Annotated in this window: 17 protein-coding genes; 4 read left to right on the top strand and 13 right to left on the bottom strand. The window is 61.3% G+C overall.

The genetic code is table 11. The features are described 5' to 3' along the window. Window positions 1-122: 122 nt before the first annotated feature. The 4 genes from KW839_RS01700 (at window position 123) to KW839_RS01685 (ending at window position 3,711) form a co-directional block, all read left to right on the top strand. On the top strand, window positions 123-512 hold the full coding sequence (locus KW839_RS01700) for a RidA family protein (RefSeq protein ID WP_218423190.1): 390 nt from the start codon (window positions 123-125) through the stop codon (window positions 510-512). Window positions 513-601: 89 nt separating this feature from the next. Further along, window positions 602-1,366, top strand: coding sequence for an IclR family transcriptional regulator (locus KW839_RS01695; RefSeq protein WP_218423189.1), 765 nt, complete (start codon window positions 602-604; stop codon window positions 1,364-1,366). Window positions 1,367-1,405: 39 nt separating this feature from the next. Continuing rightward, window positions 1,406-2,623, top strand: coding sequence for an amino acid deaminase (locus tag KW839_RS01690; protein WP_218423188.1), 1,218 nt, complete (start codon window positions 1,406-1,408; stop codon window positions 2,621-2,623). 155 nt (window positions 2,624-2,778) lie between these two features. Then, window positions 2,779-3,711 carry a sugar kinase gene (locus KW839_RS01685; RefSeq protein ID WP_218423187.1) on the top strand — a complete coding sequence of 311 codons (933 nt, stop codon included), beginning with the start codon at window positions 2,779-2,781 and terminating at the stop codon, window positions 3,709-3,711. Window positions 3,712-3,853: 142 nt separating this feature from the next. On the opposite strand, the gene KW839_RS01680 is transcribed toward KW839_RS01685, so the two are convergent. From KW839_RS01680 to KW839_RS01620, 13 genes are all read right to left on the bottom strand, one after another. Then, window positions 3,854-4,129, bottom strand: coding sequence for a peptidylprolyl isomerase (locus tag KW839_RS01680; protein WP_007898282.1), 276 nt, complete (start codon window positions 4,127-4,129; stop codon window positions 3,854-3,856). A 54-nt stretch (window positions 4,130-4,183) separates the two neighbouring features. Further along, the gene (locus tag KW839_RS01675; protein ID WP_218423186.1) at window positions 4,184-6,721 is read right to left on the bottom strand and encodes a PAS domain-containing sensor histidine kinase; all 2,538 of its coding nucleotides are present in this window, start codon (window positions 6,719-6,721) and stop codon (window positions 4,184-4,186) included. Window positions 6,722-6,927: 206 nt separating this feature from the next. Next, entirely contained in the window at window positions 6,928-8,883 is a 1,956-nt protein-coding gene (locus tag KW839_RS01670; protein WP_218423185.1) for an acetoacetate--CoA ligase, read from the bottom strand. Between the two features lie 198 nt (window positions 8,884-9,081). Next, window positions 9,082-9,855: a 3-hydroxybutyrate dehydrogenase gene (gene hbdH, locus KW839_RS01665; protein ID WP_060540628.1), complete on the bottom strand. Its 774-nt coding sequence runs from the start codon at window positions 9,853-9,855 to the stop codon at window positions 9,082-9,084. A 7-nt stretch (window positions 9,856-9,862) separates the two neighbouring features. Further along, window positions 9,863-11,254 (bottom strand): GntP family permease, encoded by a 1,392-nt coding sequence (locus tag KW839_RS01660; RefSeq protein WP_060540629.1) that lies wholly within the window; start codon window positions 11,252-11,254, stop codon window positions 9,863-9,865. Window positions 11,255-11,563: 309 nt separating this feature from the next. Then, entirely contained in the window at window positions 11,564-12,979 is a 1,416-nt protein-coding gene (locus KW839_RS01655) for a sigma-54-dependent Fis family transcriptional regulator (protein WP_218423184.1), read from the bottom strand. 128 nt (window positions 12,980-13,107) lie between these two features. Next, window positions 13,108-14,685: an ABC transporter ATP-binding protein gene (locus KW839_RS01650; protein WP_218423183.1), complete on the bottom strand. Its 1,578-nt coding sequence runs from the start codon at window positions 14,683-14,685 to the stop codon at window positions 13,108-13,110. A 27-nt stretch (window positions 14,686-14,712) separates the two neighbouring features. Next, complete coding sequence (locus KW839_RS01645) at window positions 14,713-15,735, bottom strand: ABC transporter permease (RefSeq protein WP_060540632.1); 1,023 nt, start codon at window positions 15,733-15,735, stop codon at window positions 14,713-14,715. Next, entirely contained in the window at window positions 15,735-16,796 is a 1,062-nt protein-coding gene (locus tag KW839_RS01640; RefSeq protein WP_218423182.1) for a microcin C ABC transporter permease YejB, read from the bottom strand. The genes KW839_RS01645 and KW839_RS01640 overlap by 1 nt, the downstream gene beginning before the upstream one ends. Beyond that, a complete protein-coding gene (locus tag KW839_RS01635; RefSeq protein WP_218423181.1) occupies window positions 16,796-18,664 on the bottom strand; it encodes an extracellular solute-binding protein in 1,869 nt (622 codons plus the stop codon). The genes KW839_RS01640 and KW839_RS01635 overlap by 1 nt, the downstream gene beginning before the upstream one ends. Window positions 18,665-18,798: 134 nt before the next feature. Next, a complete protein-coding gene (locus KW839_RS01630; protein ID WP_060540635.1) occupies window positions 18,799-19,080 on the bottom strand; it encodes a peptidylprolyl isomerase in 282 nt (93 codons plus the stop codon). Window positions 19,081-19,187: 107 nt separating this feature from the next. Beyond that, window positions 19,188-20,069 carry a triacylglycerol lipase gene (locus tag KW839_RS01625; protein ID WP_218423180.1) on the bottom strand — a complete coding sequence of 294 codons (882 nt, stop codon included), beginning with the start codon at window positions 20,067-20,069 and terminating at the stop codon, window positions 19,188-19,190. A 178-nt stretch (window positions 20,070-20,247) separates the two neighbouring features. After that, window positions 20,248-21,321, bottom strand: coding sequence for a 3-deoxy-7-phosphoheptulonate synthase (locus KW839_RS01620; protein WP_218423179.1), 1,074 nt, complete (start codon window positions 21,319-21,321; stop codon window positions 20,248-20,250). Between the last annotated feature and the right edge of the window lie 184 nt (window positions 21,322-21,505).

Raw genomic sequence — 21,505 nt, 5'->3', positions numbered from 1 at the left:
GTTGTCCAATCAGGATCCTGTGGCAGACTCTCTGCTATCTTTCCGCTGTTATATACCTTGATCCGCTATAGCGGAATGATCGCTACCCCGGAGTGTTTACCATTCAATCAGGAGAATCCTTCATGAGCATTACTCGTTACGGCACCGGCAGTACCGCCGCTGGCGGTCAGCCTCGCCCTTTCGCGCGCGCCGTAGAAGCCGATGGCTGGCTGCACGTTTCCGGGCAGGTGCCGGCGGTGGATGGCGAGATCATTACCGGCGGCATTGTCGAGCAGACCCACCAGACCATGAAGAATCTGATCGCGATTCTCAACGAGGCCGGTTATGGCCTGGAAGATGTAGTGCGTACTGGCGTGTGGCTGGAGGATCCGCGGGACTTCACCAGTTTCAACAAGGTGTTTTCCGAGTACTTCAAACCCGAACACGCCCCGGCCCGGGCCTGTGTGCAGGCGAACATGATGGTCGATTGCAAGGTTGAGATCGACTGTATTGCGTACAAGAAGAAGGCTTGAGATTTGTGGTGGTCTTGAGGGCTGGATCTGACTGACACAACCACAACAGCCAGTACCATCCTGGCGACGTTGAATGGGAACCCACTGGAATGACCGAAGACACCATCAAACGCCGGGCTCGCGGTCTGGACCGGGCGTTCGATATCCTCGATTTCCTCAAGGAAGTCGGCCAGCCCCTGCGCCCCAACGAAATCGCCAGCGGCATCGGCAGCCCCAAATCCACCGTCTACGAGTTGGTTGCCTCGTTGCTCGAACGCCGGATCCTGGAGCCTGTCGGCAAAGACGGTCACGTCTACCTGGGGCGTCAACTGTACTTTCTCGGCCAGGCGCATTTGCGTCATTTCGACCTGACCCGCGAGGCCGATCACGCCTTGCAGGAGATCGTCAGCCAGACCCGCGAAACCGCGCAGATGTGCCTGCTCAACGGAAGAAAATACACCGTGGCGTTGATGAAAGAGGGCGAGCGGCATTTCCGCATCTCGTCGGACATCGGTGAAAACGCGCCCATCCCCTGGACCGCGTCCGGCCGGCTGTTGCTGGCGCATCTGAGCGACCAGGCAATCATCGACCTGATCGACCCTGACGACTTCATTCTGCCCTGCGGCGAACGCTTGCCGGTCGCGCAGTTCCTCGAGGAAATCCGTCAGGCCGGCAGCGATGGCTTCTTCTCCTTCGACAGCGTCGCGGACACCTTTACCCATTGCTTCGCCGCACCGGTCAAAGACCCCGGCGGCGTGGCCATCGCCACCCTGTGCATCGTCGCGCCAAGGGCCGACGCCAGGAAAAATTACGCCGACTACCGCCGGGTGCTGATCGACAGCGCCAACAGCCTGGCCCGGCGCATCAACGATTAACAGCGGCTGCCGGCAGCCGCGTGGATGAGGAGTTCAAACATGTCTTCTGCCCCAAACACTGCCAATGTGGAAAAAGGTGCGGCCAGCCACGGCGCCAGCCTGGTCCGTGATGTGAGCCTGCCAGCGCTGGTGCTGCATCGCCAGGCACTGGAGCACAACATTCGCTGGATGCAGGACTTCGTCAGCAACAGCGGCGCGCAACTGGCGCCCCACGGCAAAACCAGCATGACTCCGGCATTGTTCCGTCGACAACTGGACGCTGGTGCCTGGGGTATCACCCTGGCCAGCGCCACGCAAACCCGCGCGGCCTATGCCCATGGCGTGCGCCGGGTATTGATGGCCAACCAACTGGTCGGCACACCGAACATGGCACTGATCGCCGCCCTGCTGGCCGACCCGGCCTTCGACTTCTATTGCATGGTCGATCACCCGGACAATGTCGCCGACCTTGGGGCGTATTTCGCTTCGCGCGGTGTGCGCCTGAACGTGATGATCGAATACGGCGTGGTCGGTGGGCGGTGCGGTTGCCGTAGCGAACAGGAAGTGCTCGACCTGGCCCAGGCCATTGCCGCGCAACCGGCGCTGGCTTTGACCGGCATCGAGGGTTACGAAGGGGTGATTCACGGTGACCACGCGGTGAGCGGTATCCGCGATTTCGCCGGCTCGCTGGTGCGCCTGGCGGTGCAGTTGCAGGACAGCGGCGCATTCGCAATCGCCAAGCCGATTATCACGGCCTCAGGTTCTGCCTGGTATGACCTGATTGCCGAAGAGTTCGAAGCGCAGAACGTCGCTGGGCGTTTCCTTAGTGTGCTGCGCCCTGGCAGTTATGTGGCCCACGACCATGGCATCTACAAGGAAGCACAGTGCTGCGTGCTCGACCGTCGCAGCGACCTGCACGAAGGCCTGCGACCGGCGCTGGAAGTCTGGGCGCATGTGCAGTCGCTGCCGGAACCGGGGTTCGCGGTGATTGCCCTGGGCAAACGCGACGTGGCCTATGACGCCGGTTTGCCGGTGCCGCTGCTGCGTTACAAGGCGGGCGTGGTGCCGGCCAGCGGGGACGATGTGAGCGCATGCAAGGTGACAGCGGTGATGGACCAGCATGCGTTCATGACGGTGGCGCCGGGAGTGGATCTGCGTGTGGGCGATATCATTTCGTTCGGTACTTCCCATCCGTGCCTGACGTTTGACAAGTGGCGTGTTGGTTGTCTGGTGGATGAGCAGTTGAACGTCCTCGAAACCATGGAAACCTGTTTCTAAGGGTTGAGACCGCAGCGTGCCCATCGCGAGCAGGCTCGCTCCCACAGTGTTTTGGGTGTGCCTGCTATTTATGGCAACTCACAAATCCTGTGGGAGCGAGCCTGCTCGCGAAGGGGCCCTGATAGTTAACATCGCAACACCAGAGACCCCACCCCATGAACACCATCAGCACCTTGGGCCCCAACACTCCGCGCATCGCCCTGATTGGCGAATGCATGATCGAGTTGCAGCACCGTGCCGACGGCAGTCTGCAGCAGAGCTTCGGCGGCGACACCTTGAACACCGCGGTGTACCTGTCCCGCGAATTGGGGGCGGCCGGCAGCGTGGATTACGTCACCGCCCTGGGTGACGACAGTTTCAGCGATGCCATGTGCCAAAGCTGGGCTGCGGAAAACGTCGGTGTGGGCATGGTCCAGCGTCTGCCCGGGCGTTTGCCCGGGCTGTATTGCATACAGACCGATGCAGCCGGCGAGCGGCGGTTTCTTTACTGGCGCAATGAAGCGGCCGTGCGCGATTGCTTCACCACCGCAGCGGCTGCGCCGATCCTCGCGGCGCTGCCCGATTACGATCTGTTGTATTTCAGCGGGATCACCCTGGCAGTGCTTGGCGCGCAGGGACGGGAGAAGTTGCTGAAAACCCTGATAGAAGCTCGACAGCGCGATGCGCGGATTGTCTTCGACAACAATTACCGGCCACGCTTGTGGGCCTCGGCCGAAGAGGCGCGCGCGGCTTATCGCAGCGTATTGCCCTATGTCGACCTGGCGTTGTTGACCGTCGACGACGAGCAGGCACTGTTCGATTTTGCCGACTGCGATGCCGTGTTTGCCGCTTACCAACAGATCGGCACGCCTGAAGTGGTACTCAAGCGGGGCGCCGATGCGTGCCTGATTCGTTGTGCTGGCGAGTCGTTCGAAGTGCCGGCGCAAAAGGTTGAGCGGGTGGTGGACACGACGGCAGCGGGGGATTCGTTCAGCGCGGCGTACCTGGCTTCAAGGCTCAAGGGCGCAAGCCCGGTGGAGGCGGCTGAGGCCGGGCATCGGTTGGCGAGTCGGGTGATTCAGGTGTCGGGGGCGTTGATTGTGAAATAGTGGTGGATGGCCGCTGGCTACGCCATCGGTTCGCGAGCAAGCCCGCTCCCACAGGGATGGGGGGTGGTGGCATATTTTGCCGACTCACAAAATCCAATGTGGGAGCGGGCTTGCTCGCGAAGGGGGCTTTCAAGCCAGCCCATCAATCCCGGTAAAACACCTGCACCAGGTGATAACCAAACTTGCTCTTGATCGGCCCATGCACCACCCGCAGCGGTTTCTTGAAGATCACCGCATCGATCACGCCGACCATCTGGCCGGGCCTGACCTCACCAAGGTCGCCACCACGTTTGCCGGACGGGCAGGTGGAGTATTTTTTCGCCAGCACATCAAAGGCTTCGCCTTTGGCGATGCGCTGCTTGAGTTGCTCGGCTTCTTCCGAGGTTTTCACCAGAATATGGCGGGCTTGAGCTTTCATGGGGCGGTTACCTTGCAACGGCGGTGACAACGGGGCGCGCGATTATGCCTCAAGTCAGCGGGCATGGCCGATCATCGTGCGAATCTTGTTGGCCAGCAGGTCGATGGTAAATGGTTTGGACACCATGTCCATGCCGTGCTCGAGGAAGCCCTGGCGTTCGGCGGCGATTTCCGCGTAGCCGGTCATGAACAGCACTTTCAATTCGGGACGATGCTGGCGGGCGATTTCCGCCAGTTGCCGGCCATTCATCCCCGGCAGGCCGACGTCGGTCACCAGCAGGTCCACCCGCAAGTCGGACTCGAGCATGGGCAGGGCGGCACTGGCGTCTTCGGCTTCGTAGGCGCGGTAACCGAGCTCGTTCAACAGATCGAGCACCAGCATGCGCACCGCTGAATCGTCTTCCACCAGCACCACGGTTTCCCCGGCAATGACTGGCGGTGCTTCGCCCACCAGCGGCTGCCGCTCCACCACCTGTTCGGTGCCGTCCAGACGCGGCAGATACAGGCGCACACAGGTGCCTCGGTCTGGCAGGCTGGACAGGGTGACATGGCCGCCCGACTGCTGGGCGAAACCGTAGATCATCGACAACCCCAGGCCGGTGCCCTGGCCAATGGGTTTGGTGGTGAAAAAGGGATCGAATGCCTTGGACAATACCGACGGTGTCATGCCGATGCCGTTGTCGCTGACGGCAATCATCAGGTAGTCCCCGGCGTTGACCTGTTCCAGCGTGGTGATGTCGCTGCCATCGAGATACACGTTGGCCGTTTCGATCAACAGTTCGCCGCCGTCGGGCATGGCATCGCGTGCGTTGATCACCAGGTTGAGCAAGGCATTTTCCAATTGACTGACATCGGTGTTGACCCGCCAGACGTTCTCGGTCAGTTGCAATTTGAGTTCGATATGGTCGCCCGTGGTGCGGCTGAGCAAATCTTCCAGCGAATGGATCAGCTCATTGGCGTTGAGCGGCTTGCGATTGAGCGACTGGCGCCGGGAGAACGCCAGCAGGCGATGGGTGAGGGCGGCGGCGCGGTTGGCCGAGGACACGGCCGCCTCGGTGAAGCGGGTAATTTCGTCGACACGGCCTTCGGCAATGTAGCGCTGCATCAGGTCAAGGCTGCCGATGATGCCGGTGAGCATGTTGTTGAAGTCGTGGGCAATGCCGCCGGTGAGCTGGCCGACCGCTTCCATTTTCTGCGCATGGCGCAGCGCTTCTTCGGCGCGTTCGCGCTCGCACATCTCGTTTTGCAGGCGTTCGTTGGCTTGCGCCAGTTGCCGGGTGCGGGCAGCCACCCGTTCTTCCAGGGTTTCATTGAGGTTACGCAGAGCTTCCTCGGTCTGTTTGCGCTCGGTTTCGTCGATCACGAAGATGTAGAAACCGTTGACCGTGCCATCCGCCCCGTGGCGCGGCAGATAATTCATCAGGGCCTGGCGGATGCTGCCGTCGCGATGTGGGGTGCTAATGCTGAAGCTGCAGGGTCTGCCGGACAGTGCTTCGGCGACGTAGGACGCACGCAGCGCGTAGGCTTCTTTTCCGAGCACTTCAACAATGGTCCGGCCATAGAGCTCCTGAGGCGTCAGGCCGTACCAGTCGAGGTAAGCGGCATTGTTCAGGCGAAAGCGTTCCTCGCGGTCGACGTAGCTGATCAGGATTGGCATGGCGTTGATGATCAGCTGCAGCTCGGTCTGGCTCTGGCGCAGGGCCTGTTCGGTTTGTTTGCGCTCGGTAAGATCAAGGGCTGCACCGAGGAAGCGGATCGGGCGGTCATGGTGATCCTTGTAGCAACGGCCACGGGCAAACACCCAGCGCAGCTCCCCATCCGCTTGCAGCAGGCGATATTCTTCGGCGTACTCGCTGCCCTGGGTGATGCAGTGCCTGATGCTGCGGGTGATCAGGGCGCGGTCCTCGGGGTGCACGCCATTAAGGTATTCGCTGATTGGCAGATGATTGGCCTTGGCCGGATCGATGCCATGTAACTGGGCGAAATGCGCGTCGGCGATGAAGCGGTCCTCGCTGATGTCCCAATCCCAGGTACCGACCGCGTCAGTGGCGGCGAGGGCCAGTTGCAAGCGTTCTTCGGTTTCGCGCTGGGCCTTGAGGCTGGCGGCCGAACGTTGTTCGAGCTCCAGAGCGATGCGTCGGCGTTCGTTGGTTTGGATGGCCGTGACCAGAATTCCCGCGACCTCGGTATTTTCGTCACGAATGGGGCTGTAGGTCAGGTCCAGCCAGAGGTCGGATTCCTGGGCTTCGCCTTGCAGGGTGAAGCGCTGTTCGCTGTAGGTGCGCACCTGACCTTGCAGCACCGCGTGGTAAATCGGATCGGTGAAGTCCTTCAGCTCAGGCCAGATCTCGTGCGTCGGTTGCCCGAAAGCCTGCGGATGTTTACTGCCGGCCAGCAGGGCGAAACCGTCGTTGTAGATCTGCGTCAGCTGCGGGCCCCACAGCAACAGCATCGGCATCGGTGAGTGAATCACGATATCCACGGCGGTTCGCAGGCTCTGTGGCCAGTTGCTGGCAGCGCCCAGCGGACTGTTTTCCCAGTCCAGTCGGGCAATCAGGGCCTGGGCATCGCTGGCGGTCGGTGTTGCATTCATCGAGAAGTCCTGCGCATAAGTCGGCATGGCTGTGCCTATTCTTGCACAGCTGGGCGATGCTGGAGGATTCGGTGGGGTGAGCGGTTCACGTTGCAGGCACCCTGTGGGAGCGGGCTTGCTCGCGAAGGTGGAGTATCAGTTCTCAATGATGCCGACTGACACACCGCCTTCGCGAGCAAGCCCGCTCCCACAGGGGGGGCGCAACCTCAGGTTTTCAGTTCAGGACGGTCACGAAATTGCTCCAGGGCTTCGGGGTTGGCCAGTGCATCGGTGTTTTTCACTTTCTGCCCGTGCACGACGTTACGCACCGCCAGTTCAACCACCTTGCCGCTGATCGTCCGGGGAATGTCCGTGACCGCGACAATCTTCGCCGGCACATGGCGCGGTGTGGTGTTGGCGCGGATCATCTGGCGAATCTGCTGCTGCAGCTCCTCGTCCAGTTCGACGCCATCGTGCAATCGCACGAACAGCACCACGCGCACGTCTTCCTGCCACTGCTGGCCGATGGCGACACTGTCGAGTACCTGCGGGACTTTCTCTACCTGACGATAGATTTCCGCGGTGCCGATGCGCACGCCGCCGGGATTGAGTACCGCGTCCGAGCGTCCGTGGATCATCATCGCGCCGTGGGGCAACTGCTCGGCATAATCGCCCTGGGCCCATACGCCGGGGAACTGGCTGAAATACGAGGCCAGCAGTTTCTTCCCGTCAGGATCATTCCACAGGCCGACGGGCATCGCCGGGAAGTGGCGGGTACAGACCAACTCGCCTTTTTCGCCAATCACCGGCTGACCCTCGTCATTCCAGACTTCCACCGCCATGCCCAGGCTCTTGCCCATGATTTCTCCACGACGCACCGGTAGCCAGGGGTTGCCGTTGACGAAGCAGGAAACGATATCGGTACCACCCGACATCGATGCCAGGCGCACGTCGGGTTTGAAGTCGCGGTAGACGTAGTCGTAGCTTTTCGGTGCCAGGGCAGAACCGGTGCAGAGCAGGGTTTTCAGGCTGTCCAGATCGTGGCTGGACCTGGGCCTGACACCGCTGCTTTCCAGGGTGGCGAGGTATTTGGGGCTGGTCCCGAAGACACTGATGCGCTCGTCGTCGATCAGCTCCAGCAAGCGCGAGTTATCGGGATGGAACGGCGAGCCATCGTACAGCACCACGGCGCTGCCCACGGCCAGGGCCGAGACCAGCCAGTTCCACATCATCCAGCCGCAGGTGGTGTAGTAGAACAGGCGATCGCCGGGGCCGAGATCGCAATGCAGGCCGTGCTCCTTGACGTGTTGCAGGAGCACGCCGCCGGTGCTGTGGATGATGCACTTGGGCACCCCGGTGGTGCCGCTGGAGTAGAGGATGTACAGCGGATGGGTGAATGGCACCGGGACAAAGTCCGGCTCGCCGCCGGGGTCGTAAAAGTCGTCCCACAGCGTCACGTTGGCCTGCGTGCGGAAATCTTCGATGTGCGCCTGCGCTCGCGCGTAGGGCACGACAACCAGCTGTTGCAATGATGGCAGGCGCTCGAGAATCTCGGTGATCTTGGCAGTCTGGTCGATCTCCTTGCCGGCGTAATGGTAACCGGCGCAGGTGACCAGCACGTTCGGTTCGATCTGGCCGAACCGGTCAACCACTCCCTGGGTGCCGAAGTCCGGTGAAGAACAGGACCAGATTGCACCGAGGCTGGTGGTGGCGAGCATGGCCACCAGGGTTTGCCAGGTGTTGGGCATGCACGCGGCGACCCGGTCGCCAATACCGACACCGGCGGCCTTCAGACCGTTCTGAAAGCCGGCCACATGCTCCGCGAGTTCAGCCCAGGTCAACTGTTCGCGCTGGCCGTTTTCGCCGACAGCCACCACCGCCACTGCATCGTCGCGACGGCGCAGCAGGTGTTCGGCAAAGTTCAGGGTTGCGCCGGGGAACCACTGGGCGCTGGGCATCTGTGGGCCTTCGCGCAGCACCGCGTCCGGTTGATCGTGGAAGCGGATGTCGAAGAAGTCGACGATGGCCTGCCAGAAATCTTCACGCTGGTCGATGGACCATTGGTGCAGGGCAGGGTAGTCATCGATTTTCAGAGCATGCCGCTGATTGATGAAGCGCCGAAAGGCCTCCATGCGAGTCTTGGCGATGCGCTTGGCGTCGGGTTGCCAGAGGATGTCGGACATGGTTTGCCTCTTTTTATCGCATACATGGGTGCTTTTGTGGCGAGGGGGCTTGCCCCCGCTGGGTGGCGAAGCCACCCCAGGCCCTGCGCCCCCATTTTCTGGGTATACCGCGAGCATAGAGTTTGCGACTGCTTCGCAGCCGAACGGGGCGGTGCGGCGGTCCGACAAGCCCCCTCGCCACAAGGGGCTTGCAGGCGCTTACTGCGCCAACCACCCGCCGTCGACATTCCACGCCGCCCCACGCACTTGGCTGCCGGCCTCGCTGCACAGGAACAGCACCAGTTCACCCAGTTGCGGTGGCGTCACGAATTCCAGCGATGGCTGCTTTTCAGCGAGCAAATCATGCTGTGCCTGCTGCGGATCAATTCCGGTCGCAGCGCGGTCATCGATCTGCTTTTGCACCAATGGCGTGAGCACCCAGCCCGGGCAAATCGCGTTGCAGGTGACATTGCTGGTGGCGGTTTCCAGGCCCACCACTTTGGTCAAACCGATCACCCCGTGCTTGGCGGCCACGTACGCCGCCTTGCCCACCGAGCCGACCAGGCCATGCACGGATGCGATGTTGATCACCCGGCCCCAGCCCTTGGCGCGCATGCCCGGCAGGCTCAGGCGGGTGCTGTGGAACACCGACGACAGGTTGATGGCGATGATCGAATCCCAGCGCTCCTCCGGAAACTCCTCGACCGCTGCCACGTGCTGAATGCCCGCGTTGTTGACCAGAATATCCACGCCGCCGAACTCGCGCTCGGCATAGGCGATCATCTGGGCAATCTGTGCCGGGTCGCTGACGTCGGCCGGGTGATGGCCGACCTTGCCGCCGAACTGTTGCACCTGGGCGATGACCTCGCACGGGTCGCCGAAACCATTGAGGATCAGGTTGGCCCCGGCCTTGGCCAGGCTGAGCGCGATACCCAGGCCGATGCCGCTGGTGGAGCCGGTGACCAGTGCGGTCTTGCCCGATAAAGTCGTCATGAATACCTCACACAATGCCAGTGGCGTAGAAGGTGCCGATCACCACGAAAACCGCGAGTGTCTTGATCAGCGTAATACAGAAAATGTCTTTATAGGCCTCGCGGTGGGTCAGCCCGGTGACCGCCAGCAAGGTGATCACCGCGCCGTTGTGCGGCAGGGTGTCCATGCCGCCACTGGCCATCGCGGCGACCCGGTGCAGCACTTCCAGGGGAATGTTCGCGGCGTGGGCGGCGCTGATGAACTGCTCGGACATCGCCGCCAGCGCAATGCTCATGCCCCCCGACGCGGAGCCGGTGATACCGGCCAGCAGGGTCACGGTAATCGCTTCATTGACCAGCGGATCGGGAATGTTCTTGAGCCAGTCGGCCAGTACCAGGAAGCCCGGCAACGAAGCGATCACGGCACCGAAACCGTATTCCGACGCGGTGTTCATCGCTGCCAGCAGTGCGCCGCTGACCGCACTCTTGCTGCCCTCGGCGAGCTTGCTGCGAATGGCCTGGAAACCGAATGCCAGCACCATCAGGATGCCCACCAGCAGCGCGGCTTGTACCGCCCAGATCGCCGTGAGTTTGGCGATTTCGGTGGTGACCGGAGCGGCCATGCCCGGCAGCTGCAGGCTGTGGGTCTTGCCGTACCACTGTGGAATCCAGTGGGTGAACAACAGGTTCATGATGCCCACCGCCAGCAGCGGCGAGAGGGCGATCCATGGATTGGGCAGCTTGATGTCGGCAGCGGTTTCCGGCTCGTTGCGCAAATCAGTGCCGTAACCTTCGCCGGTGCGTTGCGCCTTGTTGCGCTGGCGCTGCAGAAACAGCATGCCGGCGCAGAACACGAAGATGGTGCCGATCACACCCAGCCAGGGCGCGGCCCAGGCGGTGGTGTTGAAGAAGGTGCTGGGGATGATGTTCTGGATCTGCGGAGTGCCGGGCAGGGCGTCCATGGTGAAGGAGAATGCGCCCAGGGCAATGGTCGCCGGAATCAGGCGTTTGGGAATATTGCTCTGGCGGAACATCTCAGCGGCGAAGGGATAAACCGCGAACACCACCACGAACAGCGAAACGCCGCCATAGGTCAGCAGCGCGCAGACCAGCACGATCACCAGCATCGCCTGGCGGGTGCCAAGCAGGCGGATCGCGGCAGCAACGATCGAGCGGGAGAAGCCCGACAGCTCGATCAGCTTGCCGAATACGGCACCGAGCAGGAATACGGGGAAATAGAGTTTGATGAAGCCGACCATTTTCTCCATGAACACGCCGGTGAAGACGGGGGCAACGGCGGAAGGGTCGGTGAGCAGGACAGCGCCGAGGGCGGCAATGGGGGCAAAAAGGATAACGCTGTAGCCACGGTAAGCAGCCAGCATCAGCAGCGCGAGGGCTGCCAAGGCAATGATCACACTCATGGTGTGTCTCCTGGGTTGTTATTTTTGTAGGGTGGATCTGTTGTAGGAGAGGCGTATAGCGAGATTTGTGCCATGTGCTTAAGTTGTTGAAATATAACGATATATTTTGTTTGTGGGGCGGCGGGTGGCGAATTCGTCTCGTTCTGGAGAATTTGTTGCGCGGCTGGAATGATCGCTGGCAAGCCAGCTGCTACAAGTGAGCGGTGTTCCACGGTACGTTGGTGCGCCTACAACCCGTAGGAGCCGGCTTGCTGGCGATGCGCGCAAGCGCAAAAATAACGGTGTCTACAAAAAGAGATAGATATCTCACTATTGAGACTCGGCAATCCCCAAGGCCGCCATCTTCTTGTAAAGCGTCGACCGCCCAAGCCCCAGCCGGGCCGCCGCCTCAATCACCTTGCCGCCGCATTGTGCGAGGGTGGTCTCAATCAAATGCCGATCGAAACGCTCCCGCGCCGCGCTGAACGTTTCATGGGCCAGCGGCTCAAGGGTCAAGGGCGCCACACGCTCCACCGGGGTGAAGGTGCCAATGGCCGCACGGATATCCGCAGTTGTCAGGCGCAAGTCATCGCTAAGCAGGGCGGCTCGCTCCAGTACGTTGCGCAGTTCGCGGATGTTCCCTGGCCAGGCGTGCTGAGTCAGCAGCGCCAGCGCTTCGTGGTGCAGTTCGTGCTGGCTGCGCAGTTCCTCAAGGATCGCTTCACTGAGCGCCGGCACGTCGTCGAGGCGGTCGCGCAGGGGCGGGACCTGAATCGGCAACACATTGAGGCGGTAATACAGATCGGCGCGAAACTCGCCGCGCTTGATGGCCGCTTCGAGGTCCGTGGACGTCGCGGCGATCACTCGCACATCGCTTTGAATCATTTCGTTGGAGCCGACCGGTTCGAACTCTTTTTCCTGCAGCACCCGCAGCAGTTTGCTTTGCAGGGGCAGCGGCATGTCGCCGATTTCATCAAGGAACAAAGTGCCGCCCTGGGCGATCTGCAACTTGCCGGCGCGGCCCTTGCGATCGGCTCCGGTAAAGGCGCCAGGGGCCGTGCCGAAGAACTCGGCCTCCAGCAACGACTCGGGAATCGCCGCACTGTTGATGCTGACGAAGGCCTTGTGCGCTCGCGGCGAGGCATTGTGGATGGCCTGGGCCAGCAACTCCTTGCCCGTGCCGGTTTCGCCCAGCAGCAACACTGGCGATTCGGTGCTGGCACTGCGTCGGGCACGGCGCTTGACTTCGAGGCTGGCTGCGCTGGTGCCGATGAAGTGGGCGAAGTTGTACTTGGTCTGCCGCGCGCGTAACAGCGAGCGGGTGGAGGCCAGTTCTTCCTGCATGCTCATGTAGCGCTTGAGCATGGGTGAAAGGCTGCGCAATTCATCGAACAGGGCAAAGCCGATGGCGCCGATCACCACGCCGGTGTCGTCGTGAATTGGCAGGCGCATGACCACCAGCGGTTCTTTTGAGGTGTCCTGCATGTCGAGCAATATCGGCCGACCAGTGCGCACCACTTCGCGCAACAGACTGCCGGGAATAACGCTTTCGCAGGGTTTACCGATGGCAATTTCCGCCGATTCCAGGCCGAAACGGCGGGCATAGCGCTCGTTCATCCAGACGATGTTGGCGTCGCGGTCGACAATCACCGTGCCTTCGCTGGATTGCTCGATGATCTCGAACAGCGAGCGGATCGCCAGCAGGCGCACGCGCTGGTAGTCCTTGAGGTTTTCGGTGGTGTTCATCTGTAGCGTCCATTTTTGGGATCAAGATCAAAAGATCGCAGCCTGCGGCAGCTCACAGGGAATGCGGTCCCCTGTGGGAGTGAGCCTGCTCGCGATTGTCGCGACGCGGTCTGAAGCCTGGCACTGAATCATGCATGCCCCAAAAGCGCCGCCGCCAACAGCTCCTTGGTATACGGATGCTGCGGCGCATCGAACACGTCATGGCTGGCGCCGCTTTCCACCACTTTGCCATCCTTGATCACGATCATGTCGTGAGCCAGGGCGCGCACCACCGCAAGGTCATGGCTGATGAACAGGTAAGTCAAACCGTATTTTTCCTGAAGCTGGCGGAGCAGGGCGACCACTTGTTTTTGCACGGTGCGGTCCAGCGCCGAGGTCGGCTCATCGAGCAGGATCAATTCGGGCTTGAGCACCAGTGCCCGGGCAATGGCGATGCGTTGGCGTTGGCCGCCGGAAAATTCGTGAGGGTAGCGATGACGGCTCTGCGGGTCGAGGCCGACCTCCGTCAGTGCCCGTTTAACTTCAGCATTACATTGCTCGGCGCTCAGCTGACGATGCACTTGCAGGCCTTCGCTGATGATCTGCGCCACGGACATTCTGGGGCTGAGGCTGCCGAAAGGGTCCTGAAAAACCACCTGCATCTTCTTGCGCCACGGCCTCAGCTGCTTTTGCGTCAAGCCGTCCAGCGCCTCGCCCTGGAAGCGAATGCTGCCTTCGGAATCGAGCAGACGCAGGATCGCCTGACCCAGAGTGGACTTGCCCGAACCGGATTCGCCGACAATGCCCAGGGTTTTGCCGCGCTGGATGTTCAGGCTGATGCCGTCCACGGCTTTGAGGTACGTCTTGCGCTGGAACAGGCCGCCACTGACGGCGAACTGCACCTGCAAATTATCCACCTCCAGCACGTTTTCGCGCTGGTCTCGGGGCGGGGCTTCACCTTCCGGTTCGGCGTTCAACAGCTCGCAGCTGTAAGGGTGTTTCGGCTCGTTGAAGAGCGTTTCACAAGGCGCCTGCTCGACAATTTCCCCGGCCTTCATCACGCACACCCGCTGGGCGATGCTGCGCACCAGGTTGAGGTCGTGGCTGATCAGCAGCAGCGACATGCCCAGCCGATGTTGCAGGGATTTGAGCAGCAACAGGATCTTGCGCTGCACCGTCACATCCAGTGCGGTGGTCGGCTCGTCGGCGATCAGCAACTCCGGCTCGCAAGCCAGGGCCATGGCAATCATCACCCGCTGACGCTGGCCCCCGGACAATTGATGCGGATAGGCCTTGAGTCGTTCCTCGGCTTTCTGAATGCCCACCAGATGCAGCAGTTCGAGAATTCGTGCCCGCGCCGCTTTACCGGCCAGGCCTTTATGCACCAGCAACGTCTCGCCAATCTGCTTTTCGATGCTGTGCAGCGGATTGAGCGAGGTCATCGGCTCCTGGAAAATCATCGCAATGCGATTGCCGCGTAACTGACGCAGTTTTTTGCCCTCGGCCCCCACCAGCTCCTGGCCGCGATAACGGATGCTGCCGGTCGTCTCGGTGCCGCATTCGGGGAGCAATTGCAGGATCGAGTGGGCGGTGACCGACTTGCCCGAGCCCGACTCGCCGACCAGCGCCAGGCATTCGCCGGGGCTGATATCCAGGTTCAGGTTGCGCACCACGGTCTGGCCGCTGAAGGCGACGCTGAGGTCACGGATTTCGATCAGGTTAAGCATATCAATGTCCGTTGCATGGCCATGTCTTCAGGAGCGAGGGTCGAACGCATCGCGCAACGCCTCGCCGATAAACACCAGTAGGGAAAGAATCAGCGCCAGGGTGAAGAATGCGGTTAGCCCCAGCCAGGGCGCTTGCAGGTTCTGCTTGCCCTGGCCGATCAGTTCGCCCAGCGAAGCGCTGCCGGCGGGCATGCCGAAGCCGAGAAAGTCCAGCGCCGTCAGGGTCGAGATGGCCCCGGTCAGAATGAACGGCAGGTAACTCAAGGTCGCATTCATGGCATTGGGCAGAATGTGCCGCACGATGACTTTGCGGTCGGTCAGGCCCAATGCGCGAGCGGCTTTGACGTATTCCAGGTTGCGCCCGCGCAGGAACTCGGCGCGCACCACGTCCACCAGCGCCAGCCATGAAAACAGCGCCATGATCCCCAGCAGCCACCAGAAATTCGGTTCGACGAATCCGGAGAGGATGATCAGCAGGTACAGCACCGGCAAACCCGACCAGACCTCGAGCAGGCGCTGACCGAGCAGATCGACCCAGCCACCGTAGTAGCCTTGCAGGGCGCCGGCGGCGATGCCGATCAGGGCACTGACAAGGGTCAGCATCAAGGCAAACAGGATCGACACCCGGGCGCCGAAAATCACCCGGGCCAATACATCGCGCGCCTGGTCGTCGGTGCCCAGCCAATTCACGCTGGAGGGCGGGCTGGGTGCCGGTTTGTTCAGGTCATAGTTCGGCGTGTCGTCGCTGAACGGGATCGGCGGAAACAGCAGCCAGCCGCCGTCTTTCTTGATCAGCTGCTGTACGTAGTCGCTGCGGTAATCGGCCTGAAACGGCAACTGCCCGCCGAACTCCTGTTCGGTATAGCGCTTGAGGGCCGGGAAGTACCACTGGCCCTGATAACTGACCATCAGCGGTTTGTCGTTGGCGATCAGTTCGCCGCCCAGGGTCAGCATGAACAGACCGATAAACAACCACAGCGACCACCAGCCACGACGGTTTTTCTTGAAGCGCTCGAAGCGGCGGCGGGCCAGCGGAGAAAGCTTGAGCATCAGGCATTCCTCGCGGCGAAATCGATTCGCGGGTCGACCAGGGTGTAACAGAGGTCGCCGACCAGTTTTATCAGCAGGCCGAACAGGGTGAAGATGAACAGTGAGCCGAACACCACCGGATAGTCCCGCGACACCGCGGCTTCGTAACTCATGCGCCCCAGACCATCGAGGGAGAAGATCACTTCGATCAGCAGCGAGCCGGCAAAGAACACGCTGATAAAGGCCTGGGGGATGCCCGATACCACCAGCAGCATGGCGTTGCGGAACACGTGACCGTACAGCACCCGTCGCTCGCTCAAGCCCTTGGCGCGGGCGGTGACCACGTATTGACGGGTAATTTCATTGAGGAACGAGTTCTTCGTCAGGATGGTGAGTGTGGCGAAACCGCCGATCACCAGCGCCGTCACCGGCAGGACCAGATGCCAGAAGTAATCGGCGACCTTGCCCAGGGTCGACAGCGATTCGAAATTGTCCGAGACCAGCCCGCGCACCGGGAACCAGTTCAATGAGGTGCCGCCGGCAAACACCACGATCAGGAACATGGCGAACAGGAATGCCGGCATGGCATAGCCGATGATGATCGCGGTGCTGCTCCAGATATCGAAATGGCTGCCATGGTGCACAGCCTTGCGGATGCCCAGGGGAATCGACACCAGGTAGGTGATCAGCGTCGCCCATAACCCGAGGGAAATGGTGACCGGCATTTTTTCCAGGATCAGGTCAGTGACCGTGGCGCCCCGGAAGAAGCTTTTGCCAAAGTCCAGGCGTGCGTAACTGGTGAGCATCAGCCACAGGCGCTCGTGGGCCGGTTTGTCGAAACCGTACTGTTTTTCGATGTCTTTGATCAGCTTTGGATCCAGGCCGCGACTGGCCCGGGAAGTGCCGCTCATGGCTTCACTGGAACCTCCGCCGACCGCGGCACCGCCTATGCCTTGCAGGTGGGCGATGGCCTGTTCCACCGGCCCGCCCGGCGCGGCCTGGACGATGACGAAGTTGACCAGCAGGATGATCACCAGCGTCGGGATGATCAACAGCAGGCGCCGCAATATGTAAGCCCACATCAGTGCGGCCCTCCGGGTCTGCCTCGGCGGATGCGCTCGGCGGTCATTTGCTGGTTGGTCAGTGGTGTGCGGCTCATTTCCCACCAGCTTTCGATGGCTTCGTCATTGCTCGCCTGCACGTCCGGGATGCCGAAGCGGTTCCACCATACTGTGGAGGTGCCCGGTGGGTAATAGTTGGGAATCCAGTAGTAGTTCCATTGCAGCACCCGGTCCAGCGCGTGGGCATAGCGCAGCATTTCAGGCTGGGTATCGGCCCGCACCAGGCCTTTGATCAGGCTGTCCACCGCAGGGTTGCTCAACACCATGTAGTTGTTGGAGCCCGGATCGGTCGCCGCCACCGAGCCGAAATAGTTGAACAACTCGCCCCCCGCAGAGGTGGTGACCGGGTAGCCGGTGACGATCATGTCGTAGTCGCGGCTCATCAGGCGGTTGACGTACTGGGACGAATCGATGCGGCGGATGTTCAGGTCGATGCCGATCTGTTTCAGAGTGCGCTTATAAGGCAGCAGCAAACGGTCCAGACCGTTCTGGCTGACCAGGAAGGTAAAGCTCAGTGGCTCACCGTTGGCGTTGACCAGATGATCACCGTCCGGTTTCCAGCCGGCCTGTTCGAGCAAGTCCAGAGCTTGCAATTGCTTGTCGCGAATCAGGCCGCTGCCATCGGTTTTCGGTGCCTCGAACACCTGGGTGAAAACTTCGTCGGGAATCTGCCCGCGCAAGGGTTCGAGAATCGCCAGCTCGCCGGCATCCGGCAATTGTCGGGCGGCAAGGTCCGTGTTGGAAAAGAAGCTCTGCTGGCGGATGTACAGGTTGCGCATCATCTGCCGGTTGCTCCATTCGAAATCCCAGAGCATCACCAGCGCCTGACGCACCCGGCGATCCTGGAACATCGGTTTTTGCAGATTGAACACAAAACCCTGGGACGGCTGCGGCGCCTGGGTCGCCAGATGGGCCTTTTGCAGGCGGCCGTCGCTCAGGGCCGGGCTTTCGTAGCCGATGGAGTATCCGGTGGCGGAAAACTCGCGGTTGTAGTCGTAGGCACCACCGCGCAGTACCTGGCGTGCCACGTCGGTATCGCCGAAGTACTCGATGCTGAACAGATCGAAGTTGTACAGGCCGCGACTGACCGGCAAGTCCTTGCCCCACCAGTCAGGGTTGCGTTCGAAGGTGATGCTGCGCCCGGAGTCGACCTTGCTCACTTTATATGGACCGCTGCCCAGGGGGGGCTCGTAACCGCCGCCATCGGCGAAGTCGCGGGTGCTCCACCAGTGCTGGGGAAGCACTGGCAAGGTCGCGATGTCCAGCGCCAGGGTGCGGTTTTGATTGTTTTTGAAATCGAAGCGAACGGTCAGCGGCGCTTCCACTTCGACGCTTTTGACGTCGGCGAACTGGGTGCGATAACGCAGGCTGCCCTGGGTCATCAGCAAGTCGAAGGTATAGCGCACGTCTTGGGCAGTGATCGGTTTGCCATCGGCAAAACGCGCGTTTGGGTTGAGCTGGAAACGCAAGGACAGGCCGTCCTCGGAACGCTCCATTGTCTGCGCCACCAGGCCGTACACGGTATAAGGTTCATCGAGCGAGCGCTGGGCCAGGGGGGAGTAGAGCAGGCCGTCGATCTGTGAGACGCCGATACCCTTGTCGATGTAGGGCAGTATATGGTCGAAGTGCCCGATTTCGATCGCCGAACGACGCATGGCGCCACCCTTGGGGGCCTGGGCATTGGTGTAGTCGAAATGACTGAAACCGGCAGGGTATTTGGCCGGTTCGCCGTACACGGTCATTGCATGTTGTGGTGCGGCATTCACACCAGCGGCACTCAATAGCAGGGCCACGGCAGTGAACAACAGGGTCGGGAAAGCCAGTCGCATTGTCAGCCTTAGAGCCGGGTGGTCGTTAACGACAATTTGTACGCTAGCGGCGCGTCCCTCGCCAGCCTATTACGTGTGCGAAACACAACGGCCCGCCAAAAGGCGGGCCGTTGCATGCAAATTGCGCGAATCGATCAGTCCTGACGGCTGGTCACTTCCAGCAGGTGATAACCGAACTGGGTCTTGACCGGGCCTTGCACGACATTGAGCGGCGCGCTGAAGACTACGGTGTCGAATTCCTTGACCATCTGGCCAGGACCGAACGAACCCAGGTCACCACCCTGACGGCTGGATGGGCAAGTGGAGTTTGCCTTGGCAACTTCGCCGAAATCGGCACCGCCCTCGATTTGGGCCTTGAGTTCGTTGCACTTGGCTTCGCTGGCAACAAGGATGTGACGGGCAGAGGCTTTAGCCATGGAAAAATACTCCTTTCAATGTTCGGTAAAGTGCTGAGCCTACCGGATTCAGTGATCTATTTCTCCTCAAAGTTCCCTGGTGCGCGGGATTCGCGGCGGGACACTTCTTATAACCCGGCATTGATCAGGCGTTCGGCGTGGCGTACATAGAGTTCAACCGGGTCGATGCCAGAACGAAGCCGGCCGGCTGGCTGGGCGATGCTGTCCAGGTGATCCAGCGCATAGTCGGAGCGGATGACGGTGCCCAGGTGGGAGCTGTAACGCCCGACCATGCCGTCGTTCTGGTCGGCCTCGGTGGTGAAGAAGCGGGAAAAGGACCGGCATATGGCGTGGAACGGGTTGAGCGCGTTGAGCCCTTCGTCGAGGATGCGTTCCTGCAGGACACCGCTCCATGAGTAATAACGAACACCATTGACCAATTCCTGGCCCATGCCGCCCCAGTTTTGCGGTAGCCCCTGAGGGTACTTGTCGTTGAAAGCCCCCACACCCTCGGTGGTCAGGGCGTTCAGGGCGGCGATAGCGCTCTGCGGCATGTAATGATCGTCGCTGAGCGCCGCGAGGAAATCGGCGAACAGCGTCACGGCTTTGTCGGCGACCTTTTCCGGCAGACGTCCTGGCGTGAGTGCCTTGCGCAGGAAATCGGCCAGCTCCGAGCCATGGTTTGGCCCACTGACCGAGGTCACCGAGGCAATCGCGGCCGGATCCATCGCTGCGGCATAACGCGCGGCCAGTGCACCCTGGCTATGGCCGATCAGGTTGACTTTGCTGGAGCCCGTTCCTTGCAACACCCGTTCGATCTGCCCCAGCAACTGATCACCGCGTATCTCGTTGCTATGGGTGGCCGACAAGTGCGGGACGAATACTCTCGCCCCCGCATTTCTCAGGGCTTGCCTGATGTCATGAAAGAGCTCGAATTTGCCGATCCGATCGAAGCCCAATAATCCATGAACCAGCAGTATCGGGTAGCAGGTGTTTGCATTCCTTTGCATATTCGTACCTTTGCGCAGACGTTCTGGTGAGTGAAATTGCGCCTCACTCTAAAACACTGGGCGGTGGCGGGATGTATGAAAGGTCCGCCCCGGTCTGAAGAAAACGGCATAGGGGCAGTACGAATGCCCGGATTGTGTCGCGTTCTTCGTCGCAGTGTTTCGGCACCTTTCACAGTGGTTAAGCCCTGTCTGTCCGCAGCCTTTGTGCAGCCTGACGCAACAGTTGTTCCGTGTCGGTCCAGCCCAGGCAGCCATCCGTCACCGAGACGCCGTACTGCAACGTCGAGCCCAGCGCTTGGCAACCCTCGAACAAGTGGCTTTCGATCATCACACCCATCAGCGAGCGATCGCCTTGCAGGCGTTGTTCGAGTACATCGTTGAACACTGCCGGTTGACGCAGCGGGTCCTTGCCGCTGTTGGCGTGACTGCAATCGACCATGATCCGCGCCGGGATCTTCAGTCGGGTCAGGTCACTCTTCACCTGGGCGACGCTGTTGCGGTCGTAGTTGGGCCCGCGATGACCGCCGCGCAGTACCAGGTGCGTATCCGCATTGCCAGGGGTATGAATAATTGCCGGGTGGCCCTGGCTGTCGACACCGAAATGACGATGGGGGTGGGCCGCGGAGCGCATGGCGTCGCTGGCCACGCCGACGCCGCCATCGGTTCCGTTCTTGAACCCTACCGGCATGTCCAGGCCGCTGGCCATTTCCCGATGGATCTGCGACTCGGTGGTGCGGGCACCAATGGCCACCCAGCTCAACAGGTCGTCGAAGTAGCCGGCCGCCATCGGTTGCAGCAGTTCAGTCGCAACGGGCAGGCCGAGGCGGAGCATTTCGCGTATCAGTTCGCGCGACAGCGTGAGGCCTGCGGCCATGTCGTCGCTGCCGTCCAGGTGCGGATCGTAGGCCAGGCCTTTCCAGCCGACAGTGGTACGGGGTTTCTCGACGTAGGCGCGCATCACCAGCAGCATTTCGTCGCTGACCTCGGCGGCCAGGCGGGCGAGGTTGCCGGCGTATTCCAGGGCTGACTGCGGATCGTGGATTGAGCAAGGGCCAACGATGACCAGAAGGCGAGAGTCTTCACCGTTGAGGATCGCGCGAACCGCCTGGCGGTGGGCGCTGACTTGCTGGGTCAAGGCGTTGCAGAGGGGCAATTGCTGTTTGAGCTGCAACGAGCTTGGCAGACGCAGGGTCAGCGCTTCATTGGCAGGGCTCAGGGTGGACAGCGGCAGTGCGCAGGCGGACGAGTTCATATTCAAGGCTTCCTGGGCTGGCGGCGGGTTGATGCCCGCGCGCTCGGCCCTACTGGGGTGTTCGACAATTGGCCGGATTGGCTGCGTGTGTGTGCTTGCCACCTGTGGGTGACCGATCGGAGGCGGCAGGCTGTCCCGAGCGGAGGCTGCTAAATCGCCAGGCGGTAAAACTGTCGTAACGGTA

It is taken from the genome of Pseudomonas sp. PDM31 (assembly GCF_019218965.1).
Lineage (GTDB): Bacteria > Pseudomonadota > Gammaproteobacteria > Pseudomonadales > Pseudomonadaceae > Aquipseudomonas.
This window is presented reverse-complemented; position numbering and strand designations above follow the sequence as displayed.